The organism is Polynucleobacter sp. 30F-ANTBAC, from assembly GCF_018882385.1.
In the GTDB taxonomy this organism is placed as follows: domain Bacteria; phylum Pseudomonadota; class Gammaproteobacteria; order Burkholderiales; family Burkholderiaceae; genus Polynucleobacter.
The window spans coordinates 436,054-460,353 of sequence record NZ_JACVON010000002.1 but is presented as its reverse complement, the minus strand read 5'-3'; the positions used below and the strand labels follow the sequence as shown (position 1 = coordinate 460,353).

24 protein-coding genes are annotated in these 24,300 nt (G+C 42.6%); 2 read left to right on the top strand and 22 right to left on the bottom strand.

Annotation, left to right across the window (positions count from 1 at the left end):
• The first annotated feature begins 11 nt into the window (after nt 1-11).
• Complete coding sequence (locus ICN28_RS07865; protein ID WP_216287614.1) at nt 12-812, top strand: enoyl-CoA hydratase-related protein; 801 nt, start codon at nt 12-14, stop codon at nt 810-812.
• On the opposite strand, the gene ICN28_RS07860 is transcribed toward ICN28_RS07865, so the two are convergent.
• The 8 genes from ICN28_RS07860 to ICN28_RS07825 all read right to left on the bottom strand — a co-directional run bounded on the left by ICN28_RS07860 (nt 813) and on the right by ICN28_RS07825 (nt 9,411).
• Nucleotides 813-1,880 carry an alkene reductase gene (locus tag ICN28_RS07860; protein ID WP_216862393.1) on the bottom strand — a complete coding sequence of 356 codons (1,068 nt, stop codon included), beginning with the start codon at nt 1,878-1,880 and terminating at the stop codon, nt 813-815.
• 2 nt (nt 1,881-1,882) lie between these two features.
• The gene (locus tag ICN28_RS07855) at nt 1,883-2,521 is read right to left on the bottom strand and encodes a nuclear transport factor 2 family protein (RefSeq protein ID WP_216287613.1); all 639 of its coding nucleotides are present in this window, start codon (nt 2,519-2,521) and stop codon (nt 1,883-1,885) included.
• Nucleotide 2,522: 1 nt separating this feature from the next.
• The gene (locus ICN28_RS07850) at nt 2,523-3,296 is read right to left on the bottom strand and encodes an SDR family NAD(P)-dependent oxidoreductase (RefSeq protein WP_216287612.1); all 774 of its coding nucleotides are present in this window, start codon (nt 3,294-3,296) and stop codon (nt 2,523-2,525) included.
• Between the two features lie 9 nt (nt 3,297-3,305).
• A complete protein-coding gene (locus ICN28_RS07845; RefSeq protein ID WP_216287610.1) occupies nt 3,306-4,130 on the bottom strand; it encodes an SDR family NAD(P)-dependent oxidoreductase in 825 nt (274 codons plus the stop codon).
• A gap of 96 nt (nt 4,131-4,226) precedes the next feature.
• Complete coding sequence (locus ICN28_RS07840; RefSeq protein ID WP_255536188.1) at nt 4,227-5,306, bottom strand: formylglycine-generating enzyme family protein; 1,080 nt, start codon at nt 5,304-5,306, stop codon at nt 4,227-4,229.
• Nucleotides 5,307-5,314: 8 nt separating this feature from the next.
• Complete coding sequence (locus ICN28_RS07835) at nt 5,315-6,772, bottom strand: arylsulfatase (RefSeq protein ID WP_216287608.1); 1,458 nt, start codon at nt 6,770-6,772, stop codon at nt 5,315-5,317.
• A gap of 27 nt (nt 6,773-6,799) precedes the next feature.
• The gene (locus tag ICN28_RS07830) at nt 6,800-8,383 is read right to left on the bottom strand and encodes an AMP-binding protein (RefSeq protein ID WP_216287606.1); all 1,584 of its coding nucleotides are present in this window, start codon (nt 8,381-8,383) and stop codon (nt 6,800-6,802) included.
• An 8-nt stretch (nt 8,384-8,391) separates the two neighbouring features.
• Nucleotides 8,392-9,411: a ferredoxin--NADP reductase gene (locus ICN28_RS07825; RefSeq protein ID WP_216287604.1), complete on the bottom strand. Its 1,020-nt coding sequence runs from the start codon at nt 9,409-9,411 to the stop codon at nt 8,392-8,394.
• A gap of 129 nt (nt 9,412-9,540) precedes the next feature.
• Between ICN28_RS07825 and ICN28_RS07820 the strand changes: the two genes are divergently transcribed.
• Entirely contained in the window at nt 9,541-10,863 is a 1,323-nt protein-coding gene (locus ICN28_RS07820) for an MFS transporter (protein ID WP_216287602.1), read from the top strand.
• On the opposite strand, the gene ICN28_RS07815 is transcribed toward ICN28_RS07820, so the two are convergent.
• From ICN28_RS07815 to ICN28_RS07750, 14 genes are read right to left on the bottom strand one after another with little or no spacing between them, the layout of a single operon-like run.
• Nucleotides 10,860-12,044 carry a helix-turn-helix transcriptional regulator gene (locus ICN28_RS07815; RefSeq protein ID WP_216287599.1) on the bottom strand — a complete coding sequence of 395 codons (1,185 nt, stop codon included), beginning with the start codon at nt 12,042-12,044 and terminating at the stop codon, nt 10,860-10,862. The two genes, ICN28_RS07820 and ICN28_RS07815, sit on opposite strands and share 4 nt — an antisense overlap.
• Before the next feature lie 48 nt (nt 12,045-12,092).
• Nucleotides 12,093-13,295, bottom strand: coding sequence for an acetyl-CoA C-acyltransferase (locus ICN28_RS07810; RefSeq protein WP_216287598.1), 1,203 nt, complete (start codon nt 13,293-13,295; stop codon nt 12,093-12,095).
• Nucleotides 13,296-13,309: 14 nt separating this feature from the next.
• The gene (locus tag ICN28_RS07805; protein ID WP_216287596.1) at nt 13,310-13,783 is read right to left on the bottom strand and encodes a MaoC family dehydratase; all 474 of its coding nucleotides are present in this window, start codon (nt 13,781-13,783) and stop codon (nt 13,310-13,312) included.
• A complete protein-coding gene (locus ICN28_RS07800; protein ID WP_216288193.1) occupies nt 13,776-14,561 on the bottom strand; it encodes an SDR family oxidoreductase in 786 nt (261 codons plus the stop codon). Before ICN28_RS07800 ends, ICN28_RS07805 begins: the two co-directional genes overlap by 8 nt.
• A gap of 10 nt (nt 14,562-14,571) precedes the next feature.
• Nucleotides 14,572-15,453 (bottom strand): SDR family oxidoreductase, encoded by an 882-nt coding sequence (locus tag ICN28_RS07795; protein ID WP_216287595.1) that lies wholly within the window; start codon nt 15,451-15,453, stop codon nt 14,572-14,574.
• A gap of 12 nt (nt 15,454-15,465) precedes the next feature.
• Nucleotides 15,466-16,617 (bottom strand): acetyl-CoA C-acetyltransferase, encoded by a 1,152-nt coding sequence (locus tag ICN28_RS07790; RefSeq protein ID WP_216287593.1) that lies wholly within the window; start codon nt 16,615-16,617, stop codon nt 15,466-15,468.
• On the bottom strand, nt 16,617-17,690 hold the full coding sequence (locus ICN28_RS07785) for an acyl-CoA dehydrogenase family protein (protein WP_216287590.1): 1,074 nt from the start codon (nt 17,688-17,690) through the stop codon (nt 16,617-16,619). The genes ICN28_RS07790 and ICN28_RS07785 overlap by 1 nt, the downstream gene beginning before the upstream one ends.
• A 14-nt stretch (nt 17,691-17,704) precedes the next feature.
• Nucleotides 17,705-18,880 (bottom strand): acyl-CoA dehydrogenase family protein, encoded by a 1,176-nt coding sequence (locus ICN28_RS07780; RefSeq protein ID WP_216287588.1) that lies wholly within the window; start codon nt 18,878-18,880, stop codon nt 17,705-17,707.
• Between the two features lie 24 nt (nt 18,881-18,904).
• Nucleotides 18,905-19,660 carry an enoyl-CoA hydratase family protein gene (locus tag ICN28_RS07775; protein WP_216287585.1) on the bottom strand — a complete coding sequence of 252 codons (756 nt, stop codon included), beginning with the start codon at nt 19,658-19,660 and terminating at the stop codon, nt 18,905-18,907.
• Between the two features lie 2 nt (nt 19,661-19,662).
• Nucleotides 19,663-20,748 (bottom strand): nitronate monooxygenase family protein, encoded by a 1,086-nt coding sequence (locus ICN28_RS07770; RefSeq protein ID WP_216287583.1) that lies wholly within the window; start codon nt 20,746-20,748, stop codon nt 19,663-19,665.
• The gene (locus tag ICN28_RS07765; RefSeq protein WP_216287581.1) at nt 20,745-21,644 is read right to left on the bottom strand and encodes an enoyl-CoA hydratase; all 900 of its coding nucleotides are present in this window, start codon (nt 21,642-21,644) and stop codon (nt 20,745-20,747) included. Before ICN28_RS07765 ends, ICN28_RS07770 begins: the two co-directional genes overlap by 4 nt.
• A gap of 45 nt (nt 21,645-21,689) precedes the next feature.
• Nucleotides 21,690-22,496 (bottom strand): CoA-transferase subunit beta, encoded by an 807-nt coding sequence (locus ICN28_RS07760; RefSeq protein ID WP_216287579.1) that lies wholly within the window; start codon nt 22,494-22,496, stop codon nt 21,690-21,692.
• Between the two features lie 8 nt (nt 22,497-22,504).
• A complete protein-coding gene (locus ICN28_RS07755) occupies nt 22,505-23,380 on the bottom strand; it encodes a CoA transferase subunit A (protein WP_216287577.1) in 876 nt (291 codons plus the stop codon).
• A gap of 5 nt (nt 23,381-23,385) precedes the next feature.
• Nucleotides 23,386-24,270, bottom strand: coding sequence for a VOC family protein (locus ICN28_RS07750; RefSeq protein WP_216287575.1), 885 nt, complete (start codon nt 24,268-24,270; stop codon nt 23,386-23,388).
• Nucleotides 24,271-24,300 lie beyond the last annotated feature (30 nt).

The following is a 24,300-nucleotide window of genomic DNA, read 5'->3' as shown; positions in this document are numbered from 1 at the left end:
GAATTTAATTCATGAATTCATATCAATTCTTAAATGTTAAGAAAGAATCAAAAGTTTTAACCTTAACCATTAATCGTCCAGATCAGATGAATGCGATTAATACTGAACTCAATCATGAATTAGAAGATGCCTTCAATTATTTCGCGAATGATGATGAGTTATGGGTTGCTGTTTTAAGAGGTGCGGGCTCAAAAGCTTTTTCAGCAGGCGGGGATATTAAAGCGATGTCCGAGGCTGCCAATGGAGGAAAGCCTTACATTGTTCCTAAAACTGGCTATGGTGGACTCACCGATCGGCATAATTTAAATAAACCTATCATTGCTGCAGTTAACGGATTAGCCATGGGTGGTGGTTTTGAAATTGCATTAGCTTGTGACTTAATTATTGCAGCCGATCATGCAACGTTTGCATTACCTGAGCCATTGATTGGTTTAGTTGCTTACGCAGGTGGTATGCACCGTCTTTATAGGCAAATTGGTACAAAACGAGCAATGCAATTACTCCTTTGCTCCGAAACCATTGATGCTAAAACAGCCTTAGACTGGGGCCTTATCAATGAGGTAGTGCCACTTGAAAAACTAGATGAAACAGTGAATGCAAAAGTGCAATCCATTCTGAGATCAGCCCCCCTAGCCATTCAAGCTACAAAAGCTTGCGTCAATCAAGGGGCTAACTTAAGTCTTGAAGAAGCACTCGCTCTTCAAGAGAACAAAGGCTACCCTGAATTAGAAAAAATGAGAAACAGTCAAGATATTCTTGAAGGTATCAAAGCATTTACTGAGAAAAGAAAGCCTCAGTGGCAGGGTAAGTAATTATCCAGAAAAAGTAGGGTAATCGCTATAACCCTTAGCGCCATCCGTATAGAGTGTTTTTCTGTCAAATTTTGCAAGAGCTTGGCCTGATCTGATTCTACTTACTAGATCAGGGTTACCAATAAAAGATCTTGCAAAAGAAACAGCATCACCTAAGCCAGCCTCTAGAGCATTTTCAGCAGTCTCAGGGGTAAACCCGTCATTCAAAATAATCGCGCCGCTAAAGTGCTCTTTTGCCAGTTTAAAAGCGTCTATATTAGGCAATGGGGATTTCATGATGTGCAAATATGCCCACGGTAGATGAGTAATGCTTTTTAACAAGTGAGTGTAAGTTGCTATCGGATCAGGATCATCAATATCATTAAAGGGATTACCAGGACAGATCCTTAGCCCAACCTTCTCAGCGCCAATCGCATTGGCCATTGATAGCATGCACTCAATAGGGAATCGTAAACGGCCTTCTAAATGACCGCCGTATTCATCTTGCCTCAAGTTGCTATTAACACCAATAAATTGCATCGGCAAATACCCGCTCGTGCAATGGAATTCAACACCTGCAAAACCGGCAGCAATGGCATTTTTAGCAGCTACCCCATACTGAATAATTGCCTCTTGCACTTCGTTGCTACTCAAGGCTTCTGGCATATCAAATTGCTGCATCCCAGCAGCATCTGTCCAAACTTCACCAGCGGCCAATACCGCTGATGGTCCGACTGTGCGAACGCCAGGATAAGGTTTATTGTGCACCGAACTAATTCTGCCACCATGCATGAGCTGCAATACCGCCAATCCATCATTGGCTGTAATAGCGCGATTAACTTTGGCCCAGCCGTCTATTTGCTCATCAGACCAAATACCAGGCATTCTGATGTATGAAACGCCCTCTGGTGCTGGTGATGTGCCTTCAACAACAATCAAACCAGCTTCAGCTCTTTGAGAATAGTACTGAGCCATGACTTCAGTAGGAATGGACGTCACTGTCGCTCTATTACGCGTCATAGGCGCCATCACAATTCTGTTTTTTAGAGTCAATGCTCCAAACTTGGCTGGTTCAAATAGTTTTTTCATTATTAACGAACTTTAATTTTTGGAGCCGCAGAGTTACGTCTCATTTTCTTTAAAAAACCATCCCATGGAGCTGGTTCTGCCACTTCTGGAAGATGATCCTTTGAAGGAGTGTGAGCCCAAAACTCACCCCAAGATGGGAATAAGCCATGGAATGTTCCCTCATAATGATCTCTACCTGGCCAACGCATTTTGTTGTCACCAATAGGAGGTTTATTCAGATCAGTGGCATACCAATAACACGGTAAACGACGCCTAAAATACCAGCGACCATCCATTCTCTCGTAGTCATCCCAGTAAAGCATTTGCATGATGACCCACTCACCATCCGCCTCGTGCTCGTTCTTAGAATAGACAACACCGATGGCATGATCAGCATCGATCATTTCAATGATGTGCTGACCAATATGATGCGATGTACCTGTAAATTGATGCCTCAACGTATCATCCACCCATGCCTTAAGGTGTGCTCTTCCAGTTTTTTCTTTGCCAACACGGATGTCTGGTGCAAATAATCCGACATGAGCATCTAGATCTCTCATATCCAACGACAAAGAGTACTTACCGGCAAGTTGTCTAATTTCTTCGATCGACTCAAGTCGATCGATTCTTTTTTGTAAATCAGACAGGTTTATTTCGCTCATATTATTCCAATACGGTGTAGAGCTCTGCGCTACGGCCACCATCTACTGGAATGCTAGCACCCGTAATGTAGGAAGATTCATCAGATGCTAAAAATAAAATTGCATTTGCCAACTCTTCAGGATGTCCTACTCGCTTGAGTGGAATTAACTTTTCAGTATTTGACTTTGCCTTTTGATCAGAAAGCATACCGGATGTAGCAGGAGTATCAACGACACCAGGAATAATGGAATTGCAACGTATACCTGATGGACCAACTTCAGCAGCAACCGCTTTAGTAAAGTTAATAATAGCGGCTTTGGCTGCAGAATAACCAGCCATCCAAGCCATACCAAATAAGCCACAAATGGATGACATATTAATAATCGAACCGCTACCCTGAGGCTTCATCACCTTTAAAGCTGCGCGTGTCGCCCAAAACGTGCCATCTACAGTCGTTGAGAAATTAGACTTCCAATCCTCAGTAGAGGTCGTTTCAATAGCCCCCCAAGAGTAAGCCATGGCATTATTAACAAGGATATCTAATCGTCCATATTTTTTGGCGGTTGCCTCAATGGCTTGAGTGATTTCAGCTTCATGACTCACATCCGCTTGAACGGCTTCAATCTTGCCACCTAATTTTTCAACAGCAGCAACTACCTCATGAAGAGCATCCAATTTTCTTCCGCAAATAACTACTTGAGCACCTTCTTGCGCAAATCGAATGGCAGTTGAACGACCAATACCAGAACTCCCACCGGTTACAAAGGCAACCTTGCCAGATAATCTATTACCCATCACTAATCCTTATTTAAAGTATGAGCCGCCGTTGGCAACAATATCCTGGCCTGTAATCATGGCAGCCTCATCAGAAGCCACAAAACAAACAACATTGGCAATATCTTGAGGTTCAGCCATTCTGCCAAGTGGAATAGCTGCAATCATTGAATTGATCCAATCTTGACCAACAGATTGCATCATCGGTGTATTGGTTGGTCCAGGAACGACGTTATTAACTCGAATACCTCTAGGACCCAGTTCGCGCGCCAAACTCTTGGCCATACCATGAAGCGCTGCCTTTGAGGTGACATAGTGAAGACCACCTTCTCCAGACATTGCTGAAGTGCTAGAAATATTAACAATAGCCCCTTTAGTGCTTGACTTAACCATTAAGCGGACAGCTTCACGAGTGAAATAGAAGGCACCGTGTAAGTTGACATTTAACACCCCATGCCAGCCTTCATCTTCCATATCAATAATAAGATCCGGGTAAACAGTTGGAGCTTCACCTTTTGCCATTTGAGCACCACGTTCTGCTAAGCGTGACATAAGCTTATCAAAACCATCATTCTTTGATGATCCAATACCAGCATTGTTAACAAGCACATCTACCTTGCCATAAGTCTCATCGATTTCAGCAAATAATTTCTTCACGGCAGCACTGTCGCCAACGTTTAAAGCTCTTGCCATACTTTTACCTGCTCCACCTGAAGCAATGGTTTCTGTTGCTGCGTCTAGATTAATATCAACGGCGATAACAGAGGCACCCTCTTTAGCAAAAGTCTGAGCAATTGCTCGCCCCATACCTTGTCCTGCGCCAGTAACCACCACAACTTTATTTGAAAATCTCATAAGAACCTCTTGATTAACATTTTGGATATATCAAGTATCTTAATACGTAAGGCTTGATTCATCGTCTAATTAGACTAGCCACACCAAAATCAAAGGCTAAGCTGAAACAGCCACCCTAAATCCTAAGTGCGACATGCTATTAAATGGATCACACCCTCGTCTAGCGCTTGGTCTGTAACTTAGGCAATACGCCTCATTACAAAGAAAAGAACCGCCTCGAATGACCCGCTTAGGGGCTGCTATAGGTGCTACCTGATCATCCGGATCGAAGCTATCAGAGGGGCCCTGAGGGTTTTTGATTGAATTTAACTTCGATTGCTGAAGAAAGGCATCAGATCGGTACCAGTCAGCAGTCCATTGCCAAGCATTACCGGTCATATCAAATAATCCATAACCATTGGCAGGAAATGTACCAACAGATTGAGTTCCAACCGCCCCACCGGCCTTAGGATTGACAACCAAATTCGAACCTTGAGCCAGAGCTTCCCCTTCCCAAATATTCGTCATTGGCTTACCCCCTGGGGAAAGTTCATCTCCCCAGGCATAGGTCGCTTGATTTAAACCGCCACGAGCAGCATATTCCCACTCTGCCTCTGTTGGCAGTCTAGCACCCGCCCATTCTGCATAGGCCAGCGCATCAACATAAGAGATTTGAACAACAGGGTGATCACCTTTATTCTGAATGGAACTCTGAGGGCCATAGGGGTGGCGCCAATTTGCACCCGGAACGAATCTCCACCAACGACTATAGTCCTCATATCTTTTGGGCTTAGTTGAACCAACAAAAACCATACCGCCTGCTTGCAAAAAATGAGCTGGCGGCTTAGGGGTATTGGGAGGTAGCTGGACCTTTAAAGTTTCCCAGTCGGGTAGTTTTTCAGCGGTAGTGACGTATAAGGTTTCTTTGACGAATAAAGCAAATTCATCATTGGTTACATGAGTTTTACTGATCCAAAAGCTACTCAAATCAACACGGTGTATTGGCTTTTCATTTTTTTGAGCATACTTACTCTCACTACCCATTAAAAAATGGCCGGCTGGAATCAGCGCCATGCCATTCTTTTTGGTGTTGGGAGTTACGGCTCCTAACTTATTTTGACTCAATAAAGTTAAATAGCCAGTTGCCGCAACTAAGCCTACACCACCTAATACCGTTAGCGTTTGTCTTTTATTCAAAAGAATTGTTACTTCGTGTTTTCCATGCCGCCGCGCAAAGATCCTCCAGCCTGCCTTGGAGGAAACTGCTTTAATGAGATAAGGTGGTCTGTAATGATGTCTCTGAAAACGCCACCAACCCACGCTTTTTTCATTGTGAACTCATTATTCTTGGCGCCCACTTGTCTTTCATAAGGATCCATTCTTAAGTTGAACATATTGAAGCCATCACGATAGTAATCAAAGAAACCATTACGTTCTTTTGATACCGTTTTCCAATAATTCCAACGAATCCCCACTATATTAGACTCAACATAGTAAACATAACTTTCTCTCGCGCTAGGCGTCTTGCTCTCACGATCAGTCCAATGCTGCAAATTATTCACGCCATCAATCTTAACTTTATGAGACTCTAATAGTTTAGCCGCCACATTATCAACACCTGCAGCAGCAGTTAAAGTTGAAAATAAATCCATATGACTTTGCAAACCATTGGAGACACTACCGGCTGGTATTTTTCCTGGCCATCTAATTAAAGTAGGAACGCGATAAGCACCTTCCCAACTAGATGCTTTCTCACCATGAAAGGGAGTTGTACCGCCATCAGGCCACCAAGCACTCATAGGGCCATTATCAGAAGTGAAAATCACAATCGTATTCTTTGCCTGCCCCAATCGATCCAATTCCGCTAGTAACTTCCCTACTTGATCATCCAGCTCCAGCATGCCAGCACCAAATAAATCATCTTCTGAAGAGAACTTGGCTGCTCTCTTAATAAACTCAGGGCGCACACGTGTATTGATATGCATGCGCGTTGGGTTATACCAAACAAAAAATGGTTTCTTTTCAGATACAGCCTTCTTCATAAAGCTAGTGGAGTGCTTTAAGAATTCATCATCAACAGTTTCCATTCGCTTTCTAGTTAATGGCCCTGTATCAATAATCGACCCGTCCGCTTTAGAATGGATAACGCCGCGTGGCTTGTATTTGGCCAACTTCTCATGCGGATACTCAAGCTGCTCAGGTTCTTCCTCCGTATTTAAGTGGTATAAATTTCCATAGAATTCATCAAACCCATGGTTAGTTGGTAGATGCTTATCAAGATCTCCAAGGTGATTCTTTCCAAATTGGCCTGTGGCGTACCCAACCTCTTTTAAAACTTTGGCAAGTGTTGGGTCTTTTTTATCGATTCCAATAGGTGAACCAGGAAGTCCGACAGTATGAAGGCCAGTACGGATCGGATATTGCCCAGTAAGAAATGCAGCTCGACCTGGAGTACAACTGGGTTCAGCGTAGTGGTCCGTAAACAATCGTCCTTCTTTTGCGATCCTGTCAATATTAGGAGTTGGCATCATCATGCCATGAGAATAAGCCCCGATATTTGTAGGGCCCACATCATCGGCCATGATGACCAATATATTGGGCTTATCTGCGGCGACAGCAACAGCACTGGTTAACAATAGAAAAAAGCTTAATATATTTTTCATCTGAGATCCTTTTATTAACCTTAACAATTAATGTGAAACTACGCTTTTCTTTAACTCTTCTTTTGCAACTTTACCAGCAGCATTAAGTGGCAACTCGGAAATAAACTGAATAATTCTTGGCGATTTATAGTTGGCCATATTCATCCGACACCAATCCAATAAATCTTTTTCAACCATGAAGACGTCTGGTTTTAATACAACAAAAGCCTTGCCTACTTCACCCATTCTTTCATCCGGAATGCCAATAACAGCAACCTGTGCAATGCCTTCGTGCATCAGCATTATTTTTTCTATTTCTGCAGGATAACAATTAAACCCGCCAGAAATATACATATTTTTTAACCGATCAGTAATCCTCAAATTACCATCGCAGTCAAGCACACCAACGTCTCCCGTATGCAACCAACCTTCATCATCAATTGCCTCATGGGTGGCGTGAGGATCATTAAAGTAGCCTTGCATCACGTTGTAGCCACGAATGTAAATTTCACCTGGCTCATCCACATTAGCCGTTGTACCATCAGGGCAAACACATTTCAGCTCAACGCCGGGAAGTGCTTTTCCACTGGTATTAGCAATTGTTTCATCACTCGATTTAGGGTCACAAACAGTAGCAACCCCGCTACATTCCGTTAAACCATAAGCAGTGGTGACAATGTTAAATTTAAGAATATCCCTCATATCTCTAATTAAGCTAGGAGGAATAGTCGCTGCGCCGGTCACTGCAACTCTCAGGCTACTAATATCAAAGTCACTCAACCCCTCGTGCTCAATCATGCTGAAGAATAACGTTGGCGGACCTGGAAGGAAACTTATTTGCTCATCCTGAATAATTTGCAGCACTTTATGAACATCAAATGTTGCCATTGGATAAATGCAAGCACCTCTAATAATCGCTGACAGCCAACCAGCCTTATATCCAAAAGCATGGAAGAACGGATTAACAATAAGATATTTATCATCACTTGTTAAACCAACCACCTTTGACCACTCAGTAAAGGCTTGAATGTTTTGACGATGGGATGAAAGAACCCCTTTGGGAGATCCTGTTGTACCTGATGTGAACATCAAATCAGAGCAACTATCCGCCTCAATTTTTTCGGCAAATAACTGGACAACGACCATGTCCTTTGGACTGACCCCCGCCAACAAATGATTCATAAGAATTTCAGAAGGTGCAGTAGAGGTCTGTGAGCCAGAAGCAAAACTCCAACTCACAATATGCTTTAATGATTTTGGCTTATTAGCAGATACGATTTCGGCGAAATTATTATCTAAAAATCCATTGGCGCAAAATAAAACCTTTGAACCACTTCTCTCAAGAATGTCATTAATTTCAAATGACTTCATCCTCGTATTAATTGGCAATAAAACGGCACCCGCCGCATGAATACCTAAGGCAACATAAATCCATTCAATACTATTGGGAGCCAATAAAGCGACTCTATCTCCAGGAACAACGCCAAGCGTTCTCAATGCACTGGCTACACGAACTGTAAGGGTTAGCAATTCTGAATAAGTGATTTTTTTATCATTTTCAGAGACTGCAACCTTATTGGGCCATTTTTTTGCGGCGTCTAATAAAACTGAAAAGCTAGTTAATGGGCTCATTTAATCTCTTAAGAAAATTTCACAACAAGATGTTCAGTGGTGGCAAGAGATTTGCAAGCCACAACCCAACCGGCCGCCTTATCTTTATCGGATAAGCAATCCTGGGTGAGCATATTGACCTCACCCACTTCTACTTTGCACATGCATGAAGAGCAAACGCCTTCTCGACATGAATAAGGTGCAACAACACCATTTCTCAACATGGCATCCAGTAAAAATTCATTAGGCAAGCCCTCGATATCATGAGTTTCCCCATCAAGAAGTACCTTTAAGTGATAAGAAATACCATCACTTAAAACGGGCTTAACTGAAGCCCCTTCATCGGGTAGCGATATAAATCGCTCAACATGAATGAGGTTTGAATCAATATTCAAATCGAGCAATGTATTCTCGACCAAACTCATGAAAGGGCCTGGACCACAAATAAATATTTCACCCGTTACCTGCGCTGGTAAAAAGCTTTTTATAGAATCAGCCGTTGCATAACCATTCACATCATCTAACCAATAATGAATCTCTAAGCGCTGATCATATTGCTCCAATAAGCGATCGAGTTCTTCTTTGAAAATAATAGAATTTTTATCTTTATTCGCGTAGAACACTTTGATTTTGCCAAGACCTTGACTCAAGCTAGACTTCAAGATCGACATAATCGGAGTTACTCCACTACCGCCAGCAAATAAAATGAAATCGCCATTTAAATTCTGAGGTGTGAAAATCCCTGCAGGAGGCAAGACCTCCACTTCATCACCTACTTTTAAAGTGTCACAGATCCAATTGGATGCGTGCCCACCTTGAACCCGTTTCACAGATACTTTTAGATCTGAATCTGTAAAGGGTGAACTGGCTAACGAATAACATCTCGGGGCAAAACCAGTGCCACGAGGAATTCTCAAGGTCAAAAACTGACCTGGTTGATAACTAAAACCCCCTTCACTTTGGTCCGGGATAGAAAATACCAAAGACTTACTATCAGCTGTTTCGTTGATTAAATCTTTGATTTTTAAGGGAATGTATGAAAAACTCATTTGTTTAAAGTTATCTATTATGAGATGCTAAATTAAGGGTTGATAGGGAAATTTGCTTCGTCTGAATGGACGATGAGTCCCAATAATAAGAAGTTCATCCTTCGATAACCATAACTAATAAGTGTATATATGTCAGACATTGACTCACAATCCAACAAAATTCCGGCTCACGCCCACTACACCTTACTTTTACTGTTACTTACATATGTATTTAACTATGTTGACAGAAATATCATCAATGTCTTGATCGAGCCAATTAAAGCGGAGTTTGGGGTCAGCGATACAGTCTTAGGACTTGTTTCAGGACTTCTTTTTGCTCTTTTTTACGCTGTTATGGGCTTATTTATGGGAAGACTGTCCGATAAGTACAGTCGATCAAAGTTAATGGGGATTTACTGCGTTTCTTGGAGCGCATTGACCATGTTGTGCGGCGCTGCAGTGACATTCACACACCTAGCTTTTGCCCGTATTGGAGTGGCTGTCACCGAGGCAGGCTCTGCCCCTACATCTCTTTCAATGATCGCTGACTTGTACCCACCAAGACGTAGGTCCTTTGCCATAGGCGTTTGGTCCATTGGCTCTCATATTGGCGCCCTCATTGGTATGGCATTTGGTGGTTGGGTAGCCTATCAATACGGTTGGCGCGCCGCATTCCTGGCTGTTGGTTTACCTGGCATCTTGCTTGGCTTACTCATTTACTTCACCGTCAAAGAACCAACCAGAGGGAAATGGGACGTTGCACAAAAGACTGAAGCAAAACAACCTCAAGAACCGATATGGCGTAACGTTAAATCTCTATTGAAAAATAAAACATATGCGGGCATTTGTTTGGGTTGTGCTGTTGCGGCCTTACAGGCTTACTCCGTAGGTATATGGGGAACAAGCTTCTTAATGAGATCACATGGCATGACCGTCCAAGCTGCAGGTCTTTTATTAGGTTTAGTAGCCGTTGCTGGAGCAATGCTTGGAACCGTCTTCTCAGGCTGGCTAACAGACTATCTAGCGGCAAAAGATAGCGGTTGGCAAATCGGGGTACCAGCAGTTGGCTTGCTGATCGCAACACCTGCCGGTATTGCTTACTTTTTATGGCCAGCAGATACGCTTTTCCAAGTAGGTGCTGTTGCTGTTCCTACGGCAGCTATTTTTGCAGTGATCCATGGGTTTTTTACAACATGGTGGATCGCCCCCAATATGGCAGCCATTAGCCAATTGATTCCATCAACCAATCGTGCTTTTGCAAATGCTTTCTTTTTACTAGCGTTTACCTTCGCTGGTATGGGCATAGGTCCGATTATTGTGGGTGTTCTGAGCGATCTATTTGAAAGCACTTACCAAATCGAAGCCCTAAGATATGCGATGGTTGTTATTGTTTGCACTGCATTCTTATCTGCCATCATATTGGCGCTTAATATTAAAGGCTATAAAAAAGCCCTTGCAGAAAAAGACTTTTAAATATCGATATCAAATGTATCCATCGGCGTGGAAGTCTGTCCCAAGGCTACCACGCTGTTGAGCAACAATCGAACCAACTCAGTCTGTCTTCGTACCCCAGTTTTAGCAAAAATCGATCTTAAGTGCGCTCTAGCTGTATTCCTTCGTATATTCAGTAATTCAGCAGCTTCATCCAAAGACAAGCCATTGGCAAGTTCTATGGCCAAAGTAGCTTCTGCTGGCGTGAAGTGGAATAACTGCTGGGTAATCTTGGCAGGTGCCTGTGTCTTAATTTCTGGATCTCTAATAAAAATAACCAAGCTTGGTTGATTCTTACTTCCCGACCATGACTGGATCGGTAATTTTTGAATAATAATTCCTAAGCTCTGATGCCCCATTGCTCTTGAAATCGACATAGCCCACACCCCAGAGCTATTTTTAAGATCTTCTTTGGGAGACAAAGCATCGTTAATAATTTTAGTCAGCTCTTTATTCTCGGTTGCATTGACTGCATGCAAGCGACCACCTGAGTTTTTAAGACCATCGGATGTTTGCAGTAATGCCTGAGCAATGGTGTTTGAACTCATGATTCGGCCATTTTGGTCAACTGTTACCGTTCCAACCGATAAGCTACCAATGGCTTGGCTATACAACTGCTTTAATTGTTCACTCGTATCTAATTTAGACTGGATATAGAGTGCTTTAGATAAATGCGGGATCAGCATGCTGCAAATGTCTTTAGCATCTTGATTAAACATTTCGCGACCAATTGAGCGCGTAACCCTTAATTTATAACCGCTTCGATCCTTGGTTTCTAAATCGATTCCCATCACGTGATGGACACCACGAGGTTCGCACCACTGTTTATAGTAATCTGACTCTTTCCATGTGGCTTCAGACATGATGTCGTTGACAGTGAAAATTTTTCCAACGGGCAGATTAACAAATGGGCTATTAAGATTGCTGTACCACTCAAGGGCAGTCACAAAACCACCACCGTGATCGGAGTCGAGACCCGCATTAACCATCAAACCAGGGTCTGAATGGTTAACCGGGCGAATGATTAAGGTGGCAAAATTAGCATCAAGTAATTCTCTAATTGAGTTAAGGCATGCCACCCAGTGTTTAGGTTGCATGGCGGCGTCGTAGATCGACTCTACGATTTCCGCATACTCATTTAAAGATAATTTCTTCTTAGTCAAAATTCCGCCATTTTTTATTAGTATAGTCCAGCGCTAATTTAGCCTAGGTTAATTCGTTTCAAATAGGGCCGCTGCCCCCATTCCTCCACCAATACACATGCTCACTACGACATACTTAACACCTCGACGGCGACCTTCGAGCAGAGCATGCCCAACCATTCTGGAGCCAGACATGCCAAATGGATGGCCAATTGAAATAGCTCCACCATTCACATTTAACTTATCGTCTGAAATACCTAATACTTTCTTGCAGTAAATAACTTGCGAAGCAAATGCTTCATTGATTTCCCACAAACCAATGTCGGAAACTTTTAAGTTGTGTGCTTTTAAGAGTTTGGGAATCGCCAAGGCTGGTCCAATGCCCATTTCATCAGCAGGACATCCAGCTAGCGCCAATCCTCTGTAAAAGCCAAGCGGCTCAATACCAAGATCAGCAGCCATTTTGGCTGACATCAAAACAGAGGCAGATGCACCATCAGATAATTGAGAAGCATTTCCAGCAGTTATGAACTCGCCTTGCTTAACCCATTGCCCATCTTTCCAGATAGGCTTTAAATTCGCGAGACTTTCCAAAGTGGTATCTGCACGATTACCTTCATCCTTCGACAAGGTAACACTTTCTTTACCTAAAGCTTGACCTTCTTTATCAAACAATTGGCGCTCAACAGTAATTGGAACGATTTCATCATCAAATAAGCCTTTAGCTTGTGCAGCAGCTACTCTTTGCTGACTTGAGAAAGAATATTCATCTTGCTCTGATCGGCTAATGTTATATCTCTTAGCGACAAGTTCAGCAGTTTCAATCATTGGAATATAGGCGGTAGGATACACATCTAGCACAGCCTTTGATTGAGCACGATAAGCGTTCTTATATTTATTTTGGACCAATGAAATTGACTCAAGCCCGCCCGCAACAAGGACGTCACGCTCACCCACCATAATATCTTTTGCTGCATTTGATATAGCAATCAGTCCGGATGCACACATACGATCTAGAGACATACCTGGAACACTATCAGGCAAACCAGCGGTATAAACCGATAAACGGCCGACTGTATAACCTTGAGTTCCCTGCTGAGCTGCAATTCCTAAAATTACATCCTCCACTAAAGCAGGATCTATCTTTGCCTTGGTGATGGCAGCCTTGATAACGTGCCCACCAATTACTGGAGCCTCAGTATCATTTAAAGCCCCTCTAAAGGCTTTACCAATTCCAGTTCGAGCTGTAGAAACAATTGCAACATCACGCATGAGAATTCCTTTAATTATTCAAAATAATATCGACTAATGGTGTCGATAATGCAGGCAGGTTTAACCTCGCCATCAATCTCCACCGTCACTCTAATAGTCGCTTGTACAGCTTTTTCACTAATGACATCTACTGACATCGTTTTAGCAACACCTCTAATTTTTGAGCCGCACTTAACTGGCAGAGGGAAACGAACTTTATCAACGCCATAATTAATTCCCATTGTTAAATTTTTCAATTGAATTATTTGAGGTAAAAAATAATTCACCAATGAGAGTGTTAAATAGCCGTGGGCGATAGTTGTCCCATAAGGACCCGATTTTGCTTTTTCTGGATCAACGTGGATCCATTGATGATCACCAGTCGCGGAGGCAAACTGATTGATTCGATCTTGATCGATTAAAAGCCAATCACTTGCGCCCAATTCTTTATCAACGGATTGAATGACATCATCAGCGCAAGAAAAAACAGTTGGTATATCTTTATGCATGCTGAGAACTAACTGAGATAGTTTCACCAACCATGTATGAAGCATAATCGCTGGCCAAGAACACCATCACATTAGCGACCTCCCAAACTTCAGCTGCTCGCCCAAAAGCTTCTTTGCTAGCCAATTGCTTTAATAAATCTTCACTTGATGCTTTCTTTAAGAACTCGTGCAACGCAATGGATGGAGAAACTGCATTAATACGAACACCATGCTCAGCCGCTTCCAAAGCGCTGCAACGGGTCAATGCCATCACGCCAGCTTTAGCAGCAGCATAATGGGCTTGACCCTTTTGGGCTCTCCAACCAAGAACAGAGGCATTATTAACAATCACACCACTCTTACGAGATTGCATATATGGCAACATGGCTCTTGTCATTCGAAAAGTTCCATTGAGGGTTACATCAATGACTCTCAACCATTCTTCATCAAGCATATCCACGACATTTTTCTCGCCGCCAAGGCCCGCATTGTTAATTAAAATATCTACTCCACCCATGGCTTTTTCAGCAGCAGCAACAAGCGCCTGAACTTCTGACTCAACCACCACATTGCAGAGCATGCTGTGAACTTCAGTTAAGCCAGTTTCTGACTTAATCGCCTCAACAGCAGCCTCAAGCCTCTTCGGATGCACATCGGAGATAAATAAAGAGCGACAACCCTCTTCGGCAAACCTTTTTGCCGCAGAAAACCCAATACCCGCACCAGCAGCAGCTGTAATTAAAACTGACTTGCCTTTAGCAAGTTGATGTCCTTCGACATATTTAGGAACTTGAATCATCATAAATACCTTAACTTCCCCATACTTTTTGAGCGGGTTTAGATTGTTTGATTAATTGATCAACGACCGCTGTCAACTCAGTACTTTCCCAACGTGACCCACCTTTTTTCAATGCAGGACCAGACTTCCAACCTTCACAGATACAAATTCTGTCGCCATCAACTTCGAATATTTGACCGCTCACATGCTTGGAAGATTCACTCACTAACCAAGCTACAAAACTTGCCACGTTTGCTGGATCATAATGATCAAAGCTACCATCCTCTGGTTTCTTAACAAGATCTGGCATGCCAGCTAAGGTCATTGCTGTTCTCGCCGCAGGAGCAAGGGCGTTGGCAGTAATCCCATACCTCGCCAACTCTGAAGCTTGCACCAAAGTTAAAGTAGCTATGCCACCTTTGGCTGCTGCGTAATTTGACTGACCTATCGATCCCTGTAATCCCGCACCTGAGCTTGTATTAATAATTCTCGCATCCACAGGATTTCCTGCCTTAGAAAGGTCTCGCCAATAATTTGCTAATGTATTTGCTAAACAGAAATGTCCGCGCATGTGTACACGAACAACCATATCCCAATCTTCTTCAGTTAACCCAACAAACATCTTGTCACGAAGAACGCCTGCATTATTAACAAGAGCATGAACTGTATTAAATTGGTCAACCGTTGCACGAACAATTTTTTCTGCGCCGGCTATCGTTGTAATGTCATCACCATTAGCTAGGCCACGGCCACCAAGAGCGGCTATTTCAGCAACCACTTCTTGTGCTGCCTCCAAGCGAATATCGTTAACTACGACACTAGCACCTTGACTAGCCAACTCAAGAGCATATGCCTTTCCTAGTCCAGCACCTGCGCCTGTAATGATGACGACTCTATCTTTGCAAAAATTCATCTTTAAAACCTTTTATAAACGCTCAATAATTGTTACGTTGGCTTGCCCACCACCTTCACACATCGTTTGCAAACCATATTTACCACCGGATCGCTCTAACTCGTGAAGCAGAGTTGTCATCAATCTTGCACCAGTAGCACCCAGAGGGTGTCCAAGGGCAATGGCGCCACCGTTGACGTTGGTTTTCTCATGAGAATATCCAGTCTCTTTCAACCAAGCCATCACTACGGATGCAAAAGCCTCATTGATTTCAACTCGGTCAATATCATCCAACTTAAACCCTGATTTTTTTAGCGCCTTGAATGTGGCCGGAATGGGAGCCCTCAAATGCCAAATAGGATCATCAGCCAATACACTCATGTGAGCAATTCGAGCTCGCGGAGTTAAGTTGTATCTTTTTAAAGCTGCTTCAGAAACAATTAACAAGGCAGCAGAAGCATCACACGTTTGACTTGATACTGCCGCTGTAATTTTTTCATACTCAGGCATAACAGGCTCTAATTCAGCCATTTTTGCCAGACTTGTTATACGTGGAGTTTCATCAACAGTGAGCCCATTAATAGGTGATATCTCTCTCTCGAAATATTTTTTTTCAATCGCATTTAATGCGCGACGGTGACTTTCTAAAGAAAATTCTTCCAAATCTTCTCTCGAGCAATTCCAATGATCAGCAATAATTTGGGCAGCATAAAACTGATTGACTGGTGAATCCCCAAATCTCGCTTTCCAACCCTGACTTCCTGAAAATGGGTCACTAAAACCTAACGGTTGCCCCGCCAACATGGCAGAGGAAATTGGGATTTTCGTCATTGTCTGAACACCACCAGCCAATACAACATCCATGGTTCCACTCATCACAGCCTGAGCTGCAAAATGTACGGCTTGCTGTGAGGACCCGCATTGTCTATCAACCGTTGTGCCAGGCACGTGCATGGCCATACCCGCTGCCAACCAAGAAGTTCGAGCTATATCCCCGGCAAGAGATCCAATAGTATCCACACAACCAAAAATGACGTCGTCATAATCTTCTGATGGAATAGCATTACGATTCACTAATTCTCTAATGACATGTGCACCTAAATCAGCCCCATGCACTTCAGCAAGCGAACCTTTTCTTCTCCCCGTAGGTGTACGGAGCGCATCAACAATATAAGCTTGGTTCATCAATTACCTTGAAAGTTATTAGCTGGACTTAAATCCACGCCGTCTGAAAGCATCCATTGAGAAATTCTCTTTTTATGGAAGCCGCGATTTCCCCAACTAGCATCAAGGGCCCAGGCTCGCTTCATAAACATTTGTAAATCAACTTCCCAGGTGTATCCCATAGCGCCATGAACTTGTATCGCCTGTTTGGCAGATAACCAAGCAGTTTTTGCTGCAGCTAACTTGGCGTGAGAAATATTAATTGAACTCAAGGGCTGTTGATTAACGAAACTATAAGCAGCTCTTGTATAAACTGGTTTAGCAAACTCTAGTTGAATAGCAACATCTGCAAGGTGATGCTTAACCGCTTGGAATGATCCTATTGCCTTACCAAATTGCTTCCTGTTAGATGTGTAATCAATGGATGCGTCTAACATTCTTTGCGACAATCCTAGTAGCTGGCCAGTAATTGCTAAATTTGCACGATTTAGAGTTCTATCAGAAATTTCTGTAGCGTCAGGTCCCTTTAAATGACATGAGTCCTGAGTAGGCGTCCACTTCATGGCGTACAACCTTCTCGATAAATCAATGGAATGGCTTTGATCTACCTCATAATCTTTTCTTGGAACGATATGTATTTCGTCATTAGTGAAAACAATCACCAAGTCAGCAATTGCCGCATCGCACACTAGCGGGTTGATTGGATGGGATATCGCAATTCGAGCGGACCCATCAACGATTTTAGTAAGCCAGTTTTGATAAAAGGAGGCGTTAGAAGGGTTCTTTTGCAATAGGTCAGAAAAGATGCCGGCTGATATATAAGCTGTATCAATCAACGAGTCTGGGATAGCAAAATAGCCTAGCTCTTGGTGAATCAAACACCAGTCAATATCGCCCATACCAAGACCACCAAACTCTTCAGCTACAGATATAGATGTTAAGCCTTGTTCCGTGAACTTTTTCCTTAAGTCGGGTGATCGCCCTGCATCACCAGCCCATATCTCCCGCAATACTTCAGGCGCAGCCTCGACCATTAGAAATTTTCTAACAACATCTCTAAAAACTAATTGATCATCAGTAAAATTAAAATTCATTTTTATATTCCCAATTAACGCGGCATACCGAGCAAACGTTCTGCAATGATATTTCTCTGAATCTCATTTGAACCTGCATAAATTGGACCAGCTTGAGAAAATAAAAAGCCATCCAGCCACTGATCTGGATCCACACCTGAATTAGACCAATAATTTGAATCAGGCAATATTTCAGCCTCCGAACCTAAAATTCTCATTGCTAGCGTATGCATGTCCAGATCCATCTCTGACCAAAATACTTTATTAGCGCTTGATTCAGCACCAATCGAAACTCCGCTGAGATAACGACTAACACTTCTATATGCATTCAACATGTAAGCCTGGCTATCCATCCAAGCTGATGACAAGTTATCAAATAAGACCGGATCATCTTCCAATCTTCTGATATCTGACTTAGCCAAAGAGGCCAGTTTTTGAACAGTCTTCTGAAAGCGTGCCGGCGATCTTAGGAGCAAACCGCGTTCAAAACCAGCAGTAGCCATTGCAACCTGCCAACCTTGACCTTCTTCACCAATCAAACAGTCCTCAGGGACAAAAACATCATCAAAAAATATTTCAGCAAAGGCAGCCTTGCCATTTAATGCTCGTATGGGTCTGATTGTGACGCCCTCAGCATCAAGAGGCACCATGATGTAAGTTAAGCCATGATGTCGCTCTGAACCTGGATCAGTTCTGAAAATTCCAAATGCCCAATTAGCAAATAGGGCTCTGGTAGACCATATCTTTTGCCCATTAATTAAGTATCCATCTCCGTGTCTAACCGCTTTTGAACGAATAGCAGCCATATCAGAGCCGGCATTAGGCTCAGACCATGCTTGAGCCCACATATCTTGGCAACTTGCCATTCTTGGCAAGATTGTTTCTTTTTGCTTATCAGTTCCAAACTCCATCAAAGTGGGGCCTAAAAGTAATAAGCCATTTTGATTAATCCTAAATGGCGCATCAGATGCGTAATATTCCTCTTCAAAAATGAGCCAATCAAATAAATCACGGTCACTACCTCCCCATTTTTTGGGCCATGTCACCATGCTATAACCAGCTTCAGCTAAAACAGCCTCCCACTCTTTATGCTGATTAAATCCATCCTGGGTATCGTAGCTCTCGAAATTATTTTTTGGCTTATTTTTTGCAAGCCAAGCTCTAACTTCTTGCCTAAATTCCTGCTGTGACTTTGTAAATTGAAGGTTCATAATTTATAAAAGAGGTAATTTTGATTAAAATTTAACTTCGCGCTTTTCAACAAATGCACGTCTAGTTTCTGATGAATCTGGGCTCATATAGGCTTGCATCGTAAATCCTTGTTCCCAACGGTACTTACTCTCAAGATTGCCATCTTCCACACCATTCAATGCTTCCTTGGCTAAACGGATCATCGTTGGACTTTTCAGCGCAATTTTCTCTGCAATTTCAAGCGCAGCTCCTCTTAGCTGATCCTTGGGGACAATTTTCTCAATAAATCCATAGCGATCAGCTTGTGCGGCAGTTACCTTCTCACCAGTAAAGAACATATAGCGAACCTTTTGCACTGGGAATAATCTCTGAAGATGCGCACCTCCACCCATGGCACCCCTATCAACCTCTGGCAGTGCAAAAGTGGCGCACTCTGAGGCCACAACAATATCAGCCGCACCGGTAATACCAATACCACCGCCCAATACAAATCCATGAACTGCAACAACAACTGGCACAGGATTTAAATGAATGGCTTTAAAGGTTTCATAATTACCGCGATTGACTTCAGTAATGAGACTGTCATCGGCATCCAACTCTTTAATATCAACACCGGCGCAAAATCCCTTGCCCTCAGCTCTAATAACAATCACTCTAGTTATAGGATTCTTTCCTAAAGCCTCAATTTCAGCAGCTAACCCAAGCCACCCGGCAGAGTTAAGCGCATTCACTGGTGGTTGATTAATGACCAACTCCATAACGCCGCTCGCATGAACTACCGTACTAAATGGTGCACTCATTTCTAAACTCCTGATTGATACTTCTTATATAGTTCGTCTAAGCATGTATTGGCCTCAAGCATGATTTCTTGAATCAACTCTTCACAGCTCAAAACTTTTTCAATTGCAGCAGCAACCTGCCCAGATGGCAACAGTCCTTCATCAGGGCGCCCATCCACCATTGAACGTTGTATTAGGATAGGTTGATTGGCCGACATAATGACTTGCGAAAGGGTCGCGGGATCATCTTTAATCGCCTTAAATAAAACACCAACCATATGCTGAGTTGTCATGCCGGTTTGATTTTTCCACTTCCAAGCACTCAATAAAGCGATGAATAATTTTTTCAAAGGGCTAGATTTTTCAAGCGACCGAACCAAATCATTTTCAATCATTCGATGCCTTAAACCATCGACTGCAAGAGTTACTTTGATGTCATCAACATCATTAACAGCCAAGTATTTCTTCATGGTTAGTGCTGGTGTAGGCGAGTCACTGGTCATCATAAAACGAGTACCCATTGCAATACCGGCTGCACCAGATGCCAATGCACCAGCTAAACCTCTACCAGTGCTATAACCACCAGCAGCAATGACAGGCACATTTACAGCACTTAAAACTTGTGGCAAAAGAATAGAAGAGGGTACGCTACCAGTGTGACCGCCACCTTCTCCACCTTGAATAGTAATTAAATCGGCGCCCAACTCAACAGCCTTCACTGCATGCTTTACAGCACCTACAGTAGGAATACATAAAACCCCTGCATCTTTGAAGCGTTGAATCGTTTGTTTATTAGGGCCGCGGCCATAGCTGACAGCTTTTAATTTGTACTTAATGGCTAAGTCAATGCATTGGGCTGCATTTTCTTGAAACATATGAAAATTTAAACCAAAGTTATTAGAACCCGTGGCCTCAATAACTTTTTTGATTTCACCTTCAAGCTGATCAGGCTCTATCGTAGCTCCAGCCAAAAATCCAAAGCCTCCAGCCTTTGTGGTTGCACTGACTAAGTTTGCATCAGATACCCACCCCATCGCAGTTTGCACAATTGGATATTTACATCCCAGCTTTTTCGTCAACTCAGTTGCGATGAATGAAGGAGCGCTCATGATTGTGAATCCGCTTCTTTTTTATTGGTCTTTACCATTTTTTTGGCGTCGTACCCGCCCAAATTATTGCCAGAAACTAATTCATTATGGCAATGCGCATAATGATGCCAAGCAAATACCGCATCCATTGCTTGACGTTTACCAGCCAAATCTTCAACGTGATTAATTGCCTGCTTAGTTAAAGCCAAACCCATTCTTGGTTGCTCGGCAATTTTTTGAGCATATTCATAGGTGATTTTTTCAAGCTCATCAAGTTTAACTACTCGATTAACCATCCCCATCTCATAGGCACGTTGCGCCCCCATGCGTCCACCTAAAAATAAAAACTCTTTAGCAATTCTTGGATTTAACTCATAAGGATGTGCAAAATACTCCACTCCCGGTATACCCATTCTGACTACTGGATCCTGAAAAAATGATTCCTCAGAGGCAATAATCAAATCGCAAACCCATGCCAACATCAAACCACCAGCAACACAAGCACCATGAACCATTGCAATGGTTGGCTTAGGAATGTCTCTCCATCTGCGACACATATTCAAATAGACTTCTTGCTCTCGAGCATACAAGAACTCACCACCAGGTTTATTCGTGTGATCCCACCACATGCTGACGCGAGGCATTTCTTTATTGATATCTCTACCCGGCGTACCAATATCATGACCAGCAGAAAAATGTTTTCCTTCACCCCTTAAAACAATGACTTTAACCAAGTCATCATCCACTGCTTTTCTAAAACAAGCATCCAATGCATAGGTCATTTGTGAATTTTGAGCGTTATTAAATGTTGGCCTATTCATGCGAATAACTGCCACACCATTTATCACTTCATATAAAACTGGTTCATCAGTTTCATACTGAGATTCATCATTTCGTGTAACTAAAGGCCCAACCATATTTTCATCACTCACAATTTTCAACCCAGTAAATATGCTAACTAATTAACTTTCTCTGGCGCTCCCCGCTGGATTGCCCTTAATGATTGAAGCTCTAAACTGATGAGGATCTAAATGCTGGATAAGCTCTAGTTGCTCTTTAGTTGGAGCTGGAGTTTCATGCATATCAGGAGACTTCATTAATTCAAAACCTGTTTCTGATTGCACCTGCTCAAAACTTACACCAGGATGCAATGAAACAACTTGAATTGATTTATTTTGTCCGCCAAAATTCATGACACATAAATTAGTAATGATCGTATTTAATTCCATGCCCACTGGATATTCGCCATTTGGCCAACGCTCCGGGTTGTAGCCTGCCCCAGAAACCATATCCACCTGACCAGATACAAAGCTTCTTTTACTATGATTCGGCATGAAGAAAGAGTTTTTGTGATTAATACTATTTCCTGGCAAACCTCTGACGCCCAAAATTGCAGTTTTTGGTTTTTCATACGACCCAACGCAGGATAAATTCGTCTGACCATATTGATCTACTTGAGTTGGCCCAATCATGACATGCCTCTGACCGCGCCAAACAATATCAAAAATTCTTGAGAAATCTGCATTCCCAGAATATTTAGCTTGATAACCCGCCAATGGTCCCGATTTAGGACCCAATGGCACAGGTTCCTCAATTAAGCGAGCTTCACTATCCGTCATCATTAATTCAGGCGAATGAGTTAATTTAGCAATTGAAGCAGCCAATCTTGGCCCCGGACCAATGCCGTTGGCTAAAACCTCGCCATTACCACGCCAAACTTCTGATGCTGCGCATATCATTAACTCTGCCAAAGAAAAATTTGTACTCATTTTTTCCCTTAAAAAGATGGTAAAGCTAATTTATTAATTTTTTCAAGACCGCCATTTTTCTCAAGATAAGCGTTCTCACCTGAGGCAATATAAGCCTCGAAATATTTTTGGTAACCGTCATCTTGTTCAGCAAAACCGCTATATTCTTTCAGGTGCGCCATGTCCCAACCGTAATTTGGTGCTGAAATAGTTGGGTGTGCACCACAAGGCGTATGAACAACGGATTTAACCAAACTTCTTTCGAATAAGTTCTTATCAGCATCGGATGAATAACTATGGTCCATTCGCTCAACTAATTCATCACATGAAACGATAGTTGCTTGAGCTGCTCTTGCAAAAAGATCATCAAAAAATGGATCGGCGCCTAATGTTTGAGTATTACCCAAACGATCTGCTCTTGTAACATGAATGAGTGCTACATCAAGATTAAGCGCAGGCATTGCAACTAGATTTTCTTGATCATCATAGGGTGATTTAACCAATTTAATATTGGCATGTTTGAGAACATCAGTTCCCAAACCACATCGAGTTGGTAAAAATGGTAAACGCATACCAGCAGCTCTTAAGCCCCAGTGCAACATACCCTCATCCAACTCAACTGCCTTAAAACTTCCAGCTTCACGTGCACGACGCCAATGAGCTTCTAGAGGTATAGCATCTAAAGAAACAAATCCATAAATAAGTTCTTTAACCTTACCTGCTGCACAAAGTAGACCTGCATCAGGGCCACCATATGTCACAACAGTTAGGTCTTTGACGGGGCTTCTCAAAATCTCTCTAATAAGAGCCATTGGTTTACGTCTAGGACCCCAACCACCAATACCAATTGTCATACCATCTTTAATAAGCGATATGGCTTCTGAAGCTGTATTTACTTTATTCATAATGATCAACGCCCCACACTAAAGTCGTGACCCCATAAACTCACTGTCGTAAATTCATGGACCGAGTGATCCTTCCAATCCAACTCCAAACCACCATAGCCATACTCAATATCAAATCCTGTTGGGGTTTTCATATAGAAAGAAATCATTCGGTCATTGGTATGCTGACCAAGGGTAGCAGAGAGCTTTGTGTCATATTTCTTCATTCTATCCATGGCGTATCCAACTTCAACCATCGACTCAACCTCAACCATCACATGCACACACTTAGATAGCACATCGAATGCTGCCAAGGCCAAACTATGGTGACGCGAATTTTTACAATGGAAGAAATAAATTGGAATGGCTGGCGCTGCAGGATCCGGCCTGAAATTAAAAATATCTGAAATCCCAAAGCCTAGTACTTTAGTAACAAAGTCTAAAGTCTCTTCAAATTTAGGAGCAGGAAGGACGGTATGCCCCATACCTGAGGACTCAGTGAGGAACTTAGATACACCTACAGGTGATATAAATCTTAAAAAGTCTGATTTATGCCCCCAAAATAACTCATGTCTATTGCCCGATGGATCAGAAAGATAGATCAGCTGCTGAACCATACGACTGTCAGCTAAAGCTTGATCTCCATGGGTATATTTGATCTTTAAATGATCTAACTCGGCTAAAGCAGCATCAAAGTCTTCTTTTCCAGGCAACTCCCAACCAGAAGCTTGGTAGCAATTAGAGTTACCTTTAACAATCAAAAACCGATAAGGTCTTTCGTCCATTTTGACATGCAAAGTGTCATTATTTGGCTGATTGACGGCCATTCCCAATACATTTTCGGCATAATCAGCCCATTGAGTCAACTCTTGATGCTCAACAACAACATATCCTAGCTGGCAGATATTCATATCACCCTCACTTATCCGTTTATACCTTAA